Origin of the sequence: uncultured Paraglaciecola sp., from assembly GCF_963977085.1 — a bacterium.
Taxonomy (GTDB): Bacteria; Pseudomonadota; Gammaproteobacteria; order Enterobacterales; family Alteromonadaceae; genus Paraglaciecola.
Map to the genome: position 1 here is coordinate 26419 of NZ_CAXBNC010000032.1, position 8106 is coordinate 34524.

Here is an 8106-nt window from a genome sequence, read left to right on the forward strand (position 1 = left end):
ATGAATAAAAGATTGTTTTTATAGACTAAATGTCAGCTAAAATACATACCGTAATAAAAGTGTCACACAAAATCTGAATAATCTAGGGCGTTGTTGATGTAGCAAGGAACATAAAAATGGCAAAACGTATTTTACTGGTGGAAGATGAAGCTCCCATCCGCGACATGTTGAAATTTGTGCTAGAACAATCTGGATATGACACCGTTGAAGCGGAAGACTATCAAATAGCGCTTGAAAAAATCGTAGAGCCTTTTCCAGATTTGATTTTATTAGACTGGATGTTACCAGGTGGCACGGGTGTGCAATTAGCAAAAAAACTTAAGCAACATGAATATGCTCGAGACATTCCTATCATTATGTTAACTGCTAGAGGTGAAGAAGAAGACAAAATTAGAGGTTTGGAAGCCGGTGCCGATGATTATGTCACAAAACCATTTTCGCCCAAAGAATTAGTGGCACGAGTTAAAGCAGTCATCAGACGTGTATCACCCACTTCCAGCGAGGACGCCATTGATTATCAAGGTTTGAAACTCGATCCTCTGTCTCATAGAGTGACCTCTAATGAAGCGCCTATTGATATGGGACCCACTGAGTTTAAGCTTCTGCACTTTTTTATGACCCATGCTGAACGAGTCTATAGTCGTGAACAACTGTTAGACAACGTTTGGGGGACGAACGTGTATGTGGAAGACAGAACCGTAGACGTGCATATTAGAAGATTACGTAAAGCCTTGTGTGAGTTTTCTCATGATAATATGATTCAAACAGTGCGTGGCGCTGGATATCGTTTTTCTAGTAAAGTGTAGAAAGTTTATAAAGTCGCTGATTTGCAGCCAGCCTATGGCTTGAGTGAAAATGGATATGGTAATCGGTTAAACAGGAATAATACCCAGATGCAACGCACTTTCCCATGGTTAAGAAGCATTGCTAGAGTCATCATTTTTCTGGCTTCTTGCGCTTTGCTTGGCTTTTATACTGACCAATTGCTCCTTACTTTATTGTTAGGTGCGTTTGGTTTGCTTGCATGGCATTACTGGCGTCTTTATCGGCTTAACTATTGGTTATGGCACAGTAAAAAGATTTCTCCACCAGGTGTGAGGGGTATTTGGTCGCATATTTATCAAGGAATTTATAGCGCAAATGTAAGAAATCGAGAAAAACGTAAAGCATTAGGTGAAGTGATCCGTCGTTTTCGTCAAGGTTCAGAAGCGCTTCCCGATGCGGCCATTGTTGTTGATAGAGACGCAGAAATAATCTGGTGTAACAGATTAGCCCGTATTGAGTTGGGTTTAAGTTGGCCCGAAGATATGGGGCAGAAAGTTTACGAGCGCATAAATGATAAGCAGTTTAATACTTTCTATCACGCCAAACGCTTTGAGCAACCTTTAGAAGTGACTTCACCCATTAATCCCAATAAAGTATTGGAATTTAGGGTGGTGCCCTACGAAGATGAAAATTTGATGGTCATCATTCGTGATGTAACGCGCTTAACCCAAATTGAAAAAATGCGTAAGAATTTTGTCGCTAATGTCTCTCATGAGTTAAAAACCCCCTTAACTGTGATTAACGGTTATTTAGAAATGTTGCCTGAAAATGGTGATATGCCTGAAGCCATGATGAAAAAAGCCATTTCTGAAATGCGTTCTCAGTCTGTGCGTATGCAAAGTTTAATTGAAGAGTTGTTGGTGTTATCTCGCATTGAAGCCAGCACTGAAAGAGCGTTTGAGAAATTGGTTAATGTGCCACAATTATTGTGGCAAATTCAGGTCGAAGCCGATGCCTTAAATAGAGAAAAAAATCACAAGATATTTTTTGATATCTCTCCGATTTTGTATGTTTATGGTATTGAAAGTGAATTGCGAAGCGCTTTCTCAAATCTGATTTTTAATGCCATCAATTACACGCCTAACGGAGGCGTCATCGAAGTTAAATGGACCTTAGAAGGGAAGCAGGTCAAATTTAGCGTGAAAGATAATGGTTATGGTATCGCTTCGGAACATATTGACCGATTAACCGAACGCTTTTATCGCGTAGATAAAGCCCGCTCAAGGACTACAGGTGGTTCAGGCTTAGGTTTGTCCATAGTTAAGCATGTTTTGTCTCACCATAACTCTTTGCTCAATATACAAAGTAAGCTTGGTAAAGGCTCAACTTTTTCATGTCGTTTTTCTCCAGAACAAACTTACATAGTCGAACAACCTCTTAGTCACTAAAAGACAAATAGACTTTGTTACTCACTTATTTTTAGCCTATACCCTCTCATTTGTGACTTTTGTCATCTTAAAGTGATGACTTTTGACCTATTCATTTTTTAGATTTATATGCCATGATTGTTACTGCATTCCTTTACCTTTTATTTTTGGGGAGTAATGTTGGCAATACACTAATTTAATTAAATAGAGGTTAGGGTGGCAGATAAAAGCGAATTGTTACAACAACTCAAAATAGACAGAAATCACACACCAACAAACACCGGGATAAAGCTTTGGCAAATTTTGCTGCTATTGGTTATTTGTTGTGTTTTGTCTATTTGGATAACCCTTAGTTATTTTGTGCCTGAGCAAAGTGTTGCGCAAAATAATACAGCTGTCGTGCAAGCCATTAATACTCAATCCAGTTCTTCTGGGTCCTTAATGTCAACAACGCCAGACATTCAACAAAGTGACACTATTTTAAACTCCTCTGGTTATATCACGGCAAGGCGCATGGCCACTGTTTCTTCCGAAGTGATGGGGCTGATCACCCAAGTTAACGTAGAAGAGGGTATGAACGTTGAGGAAGGACAAATACTTGCAACCCTTGACAGTAACTTGGCTGAAGTCAATTTAGATTACGCGCGAGCACAATTAAGTGTGCTAGATGCAAGGCGTAAAGCCATCTTAGTTAACCTAGATGAAGCCAAAACTAATTATCAACGGATCCTCAACAATACCTATTCAAGTGACGCGGAACGAACCCGTGGATTTGCCAATCAACAAAATTTATTAGCCAATTTGGAAAGTGCTGAAGCTGATTTACTGGTGGCAAAAGTAGAAATTCGCAGGCAACAAGAGCGCCTAGATGATCATACTATTAGAGCGCCCTTTAGCGGTGTGGTGACTCAAAAAAATGCCCAACCAGGTGAAATCGTCGCGCCCTCTTCAGCGGGGGGCGGTTTTACGCGTACCGGAATCTGCACCATAGTGGATATGAGTTCACTAGAAATAGAAGTGGATGTTAATGAATCTTTTATTGGTCGTGTGTATCCCGGTCAAAAAGTGAATGCCACCTTAGACGCCTACCCAGATTGGCCTATACCTGCTTCGGTTATCGCTACTATACCCACAGCAGACAGGGCAAAAGCCACAGTACAAGTGAGAATTAAGATTGAACTAGAAGACCCAAGAATACTGCCTGAAATGGGCGTCAAAGTTGGGTTTATGAAAGACAATTAATTTACCAAGAATAGAAGGATAAAAGCATGAGCAGTCAAAATTTATTTGAGTTAAAGCAAGTTGCTAAGCGATTCACTAAAGGTAAAGAAACCATCAGTATCTTCCATGATTTAAATATGCAAATTAAGGAAGGTGACTTTTTAGCTATCATGGGGCCTTCAGGATCAGGCAAAACTACCTTGCTAAATCTATTAGGTGGTGTCGACCAACCCACAGAAGGTCAAATTACCTTTGATGGCCAACGTATTGATAACCTGAGCGAAAGCCAATTAGCTAAATGGCGAGCCAATAATATAGGGTTTATTTTTCAATTTTATAACTTAATGCCTATGTTGAATGCCGCACGGAACGTTGAGTTACCTTTACTCTTAACCAACCTAAGCCGTAGCGAAAGACAAAAACAAGTCAAAGTAGCCTTAGAGCTGGTGGGCTTAAGTGATAGAGCCAGTCACATGCCAAGCGAAATGTCTGGTGGTCAACAACAACGAGTTGCCATTGCCAGAGCTGTGGTGTCAGATCCAAAATTTTTGCTCTGTGATGAGCCAACAGGCGATTTAGACAGACAAACCGCAGATGAAATTTTGCAGACATTACAGCTTCTCAATGAAAAGTTTGGCAAAACCATAGTGATGGTGACCCATGATCCCTCAGCCGCTAAGTTTGCTAAACAAACTGTGCACCTGAATAAAGGGGAGTTCGTCAAAGCTGAGGAGTTGCCGGCATGAAAGACTTGTATTTAGTCTACAAAAACTTAACCCGAAAAAAAATGCGTTTGTTTCTCACTACCTTCGCCATTTTTATCGCGTTTCTGATTTTTGGTGCCATCATGACTTTGCGAGGTGCCCTAAACTCTGGTGTTGAAATGTCGGCAGATAATCGTTTAGTGGTGGTACATAAAACCAACTTTACTAATCCTTTACCTTATTCTTATGTCAATAAAACTCAGACAATTGAAGGGGTTAAACAAGTGACCCATGCCAATTGGTTTGGTGGTTATTATCAGCAACCCGCCAATCAGGTGGTCACTTTTGCAGTAGAGCCTGAGAGTTACTTAGCTGTGTATCCCGAGTTAGTCATTGACCCAGATCAGCGCCAAGCTTGGCTGAATAATCAAGCCAGTATTTTAGTGGGTGAGCGAATTGCCTTGGCTAATGGTTGGAAAGTGGGGGATCGTATTCCTCTTTCATCGAATATTTTCTCTCACAAGGACGGAGGCCAAACTTGGGAGTTTGTGATCGAAGGCATATTTAGAGGGACTGAAGAAAAAACCGATACCAGTTATCTATTGTTTCACTACAAATATTTTAAAGAAACCCAGTCTTGGGGCGGAGACAGCATAGGCTGGTTAATCTTAACCACAGTCGACGCGTCAATGAACGAAAGTGTCGCCAAAGCTATCGATAGCAACTTTGCCAATTCTAATGCAGAAACCGATACCAGTACCGAACAAGCTTTCAATAAAGCCTTTATCGAACAAATAGGTAATATTGGATTGATTATTTTTGGTGTGGTGTTTATGGCCTTTTTTACCATTTTAATAGTGGTGGGTAACACTATGGTTTTGGCCATTAGAGAGCGGACCGGCGAAATTGCGGTGTTAAAAACCTTAGGGTTTGCCTCAATACGAATCTTTAAAATGGTCATAATCGAGTCTTGTTTGTTGGCATTTTTAGGTGGGTTATTAGGGCTAGGTGCCGCTTATTTGTTGATCCAAGGCGCTTCTGAGCACTTAGCGAGGTTTTTACCTAACTTAGTGTTAGACCAAAATATCATAATGCAAGCTTTAGGTTACATGCTGTTATTAGGTTTAATAACAGGGATTGCACCAGCAATTAGTGCCTTGAGGCTTAATATTATTACTGCATTTAGTAGGGACTAGTTATGAGTAACATTATGTCGCAAAGTATCGCCGTTATTGTGATGAATATTCGCAGTTTGCCTAGACGTTTATGGATGTCACTGGCAATGGTGTTTGCCAGTGCTGTTGTGGTTGCCATTTTGCTGGCTTTTTTGGCAATGGCGAAAGGGTTTGAAGCCACAATGCAAAGTGCAGGATCTGATGATATCGCCTTTTTTATGCGCACCGGTTCTGCCGCTGAGTTAAATAGTTCTGCATCAAGAGACCAAGTTAGTTTAATCGAAAATTCGCCAGGTATTCTCAAGGATGCCCAGGGGCCCTTAGTCTCACCAGAGTTATATGTGATAGTGGATGGCCTGAAGAAAAGTACTCAACAAGAAGCGAATATTCCTCTTCGAGGCTTAAATCAACGTGGTGTGGATATGCGTAAGGGATTCACATTAACAGCAGGGCGAATGTTCACTCCCGGCACAGATGAACTCATAGTAGGCGCAGGTATCTTGCGGGAGTTTGATGGTTTTGATCTTGGTCAGGAAATTCGTTTTGGTAAATACACCTGGAAAGTAGTAGGCGTGTTTTCAACGGGCGGTAATGTGTTTGAAAGTGAGTTATGGGCCGATGCAAAAGTGATTCAAAACTTGTACAACCGCGGTAGCTCCTATCAAACCGTACGAGCAAGAATTGGATCACCCGATGATCTTACGGCAATCAGCGAATACCTAAAATCAGAGCCAAGATTGACACATGAAGTGCAAACAGAGTCCGCCTATTTTGCTACTCAGGGAAAAAGCCTTGAATATATGGCGATATTTGGATGGGTGATTAGCTCGATAATGGCCTTAGGCGCGTTAGCGGGAGCACTTAATACTATGTATACCTCGGTATCCGATAGGGCAATGGAAATTGCGACTTTACGAGCCATAGGTTTTAGCTCAATGTCGGCTTTTATTGGCACTATGGTCGAGGCCATGACGTTAGCGGTGATTGGCAGCTTAGTTGGCGCTTTGGCCGCCTTTATCTTTTTTGATGGCATGAATGCCTCTACTTTAGGTGGCAGTTTTACCCAAGTGGTCTTTAGCTTTCAGCTCACTTCAGACTTGTTTAGGCAAGGTATTACTTTGGCCTTAATTATCGGTTTTATTAGTGGTGTGTTTCCTGCGTGGCGAGCCGCGAGAGTCCCTGTGATAGTGGCGTTCCAATCTGCTAGGTAAAAGCGTTAATTCAGCTAAAAAGTTGTTCCCAATAAAAAGTCGAGTTATCCATATTCGACTTTTTTGATTTTATGCAGTCTATGATGGTTTTTTGCTTAGGTCTCATTTAAGGTAATTGCCTTAACTTGTATTTTTGCTGATGAACAAATGGAATTTAACAAATGATAAAGAGACTTAGTTTAAAAGGTGTTGCCCTTGGTTTTTTCATTGTGGTGATGGTGTTGCTAGTCGTTTACCAAAAGAATCTCATTCGTTTATATACAGCCGTGACTTTATACGATGAGGACAAAATAGCCCATAATTTTTTGACTATGTATGAGTCTTTTAACTCCACGGTTATTCCCGCAAGTTCCACCCCTTTTGAGTTTCCAGAGGAACCTAAATCCTTACCTAATGAATTTGATTTCGAAAACCAACCTTTGTCTTTAACTGAGTTTCTTGACGACACACAAACCACAGGATTGTTAGTGTTAAAAGACGGAAAAATTGTTTATGAAAATTATTGGTTAGGCCATGGCGAAGGAAAACCACATATTTCCTTTTCTGTGGCGAAGTCTTTTGTATCAGCCTTAATGGGCATTGCCATTGAAGAGGGATATGTGACAAGTATCGAAGAGGCTGTGACTGACTATGTACCAGAATTAGTGGGCAGTGGTTACCAAGGTGTGCGAATAAAAGACGTATTACAAATGTCCTCTGGGGTGCGTTTTAACGAAGATTACGGCGACTTTAATTCTGATATTAATCGCTTCTCTCGTGCCACGGCTTTTGGTACGTCATTAGATGACTTCTCAGCTTCCCTAGTCCGAGAAAGACAGCCGGGCACATACCATCATTATGTGAGTATCGATACTCAGGTGTTGGGTATGGTGTTAACCCGTGCCACGGGTAAAAGTTTAACGCATTATTTGTCTGAAAAAATTTGGGAGCCATTAGGTATGCAGCACCAAGCCTTTTGGTTAGCAGACGATAACGGCATGGAATTGGCTTTAGGTGGACTTAATGTATCCTTGCGTGACTACGCCAAATTAGGTTGGTTGTATCTTAACCAAGGCGCTTGGACTGATAAGCAAAATATTACTCAGCAAATAGTGCCCAAACAGTGGGTTGCAGATTCAACCACCGCCGATGCGCCGCATTTGCTTGCAGGAAAAAACAACCCCAACTCATCGTCTTCATTCGGTTATGGGTACCAATGGTGGTTGCCTCTTGACGCAGAAGACGAATTCGCCGCTCAGGGTATTTATGATCAATATATCTACATTGACCCTGATCAAAACTTAGTGATAGTGAAAAATTCAGCTAATTATCGTTTCACAGATAAAAGTTTAAATTGGAAAGCCAAACACTATGCTATGTTTCGCGCAATCAGTAAGCATTTTTCTGAAGGGCACTGAAGGTTAGTGGATAGATTAGGGGAGAAGATAGAAGATAGAAGATAGTAAAAGATTAAAGAGAGCAGGGTAAGGCAGAAAAGGGCAGAAAAGGGCAGAAAAAGGCAGAATTAGCAGAGTAGAGCAGGAAAAGTGCAGAGTGGGACAGTATGAACAGGAAACCGATTCCGGCCTAAAAGCTCACCGGAATGACGGAGAAATACAGGGGA

At 41.2% G+C, this 8106-nt stretch carries 7 protein-coding genes; all 7 read left to right on the forward strand.

All coding sequences use genetic code 11. From position 1 onward, the window contains the following. Positions 1–116: 116 nt before the first annotated feature. Positions 117–806, forward strand: a complete 690-nt coding sequence (phoB, locus tag AAC000_RS22215) for a phosphate regulon transcriptional regulator PhoB (RefSeq protein WP_339725998.1) — start codon at positions 117–119, stop codon at positions 804–806. 87 nt (positions 807–893) lie between these two features. Then, positions 894–2213 carry a phosphate regulon sensor histidine kinase PhoR gene (gene phoR / locus AAC000_RS22220; protein WP_339726000.1) on the forward strand — a complete coding sequence of 440 codons (1320 nt, stop codon included), beginning with the start codon at positions 894–896 and terminating at the stop codon, positions 2211–2213. Between the two features lie 195 nt (positions 2214–2408). Next, positions 2409–3434 (forward strand): efflux RND transporter periplasmic adaptor subunit, encoded by a 1026-nt coding sequence (locus AAC000_RS22225; RefSeq protein WP_339726002.1) that lies wholly within the window; start codon positions 2409–2411, stop codon positions 3432–3434. A gap of 26 nt (positions 3435–3460) precedes the next feature. After that, positions 3461–4159, forward strand: a complete 699-nt coding sequence (locus AAC000_RS22230; RefSeq protein WP_339726004.1) for an ABC transporter ATP-binding protein — start codon at positions 3461–3463, stop codon at positions 4157–4159. Then, positions 4156–5313 carry an FtsX-like permease family protein gene (locus tag AAC000_RS22235; RefSeq protein ID WP_339726006.1) on the forward strand — a complete coding sequence of 386 codons (1158 nt, stop codon included), beginning with the start codon at positions 4156–4158 and terminating at the stop codon, positions 5311–5313. Before AAC000_RS22230 ends, AAC000_RS22235 begins: the two co-directional genes overlap by 4 nt. A 2-nt stretch (positions 5314–5315) precedes the next feature. Then, entirely contained in the window at positions 5316–6503 is a 1188-nt protein-coding gene (locus AAC000_RS22240; RefSeq protein ID WP_339726008.1) for an ABC transporter permease, read from the forward strand. A 161-nt stretch (positions 6504–6664) separates the two neighbouring features. Continuing rightward, positions 6665–7900 carry a serine hydrolase gene (locus AAC000_RS22245; RefSeq protein ID WP_339726009.1) on the forward strand — a complete coding sequence of 412 codons (1236 nt, stop codon included), beginning with the start codon at positions 6665–6667 and terminating at the stop codon, positions 7898–7900. Positions 7901–8106 lie beyond the last annotated feature (206 nt).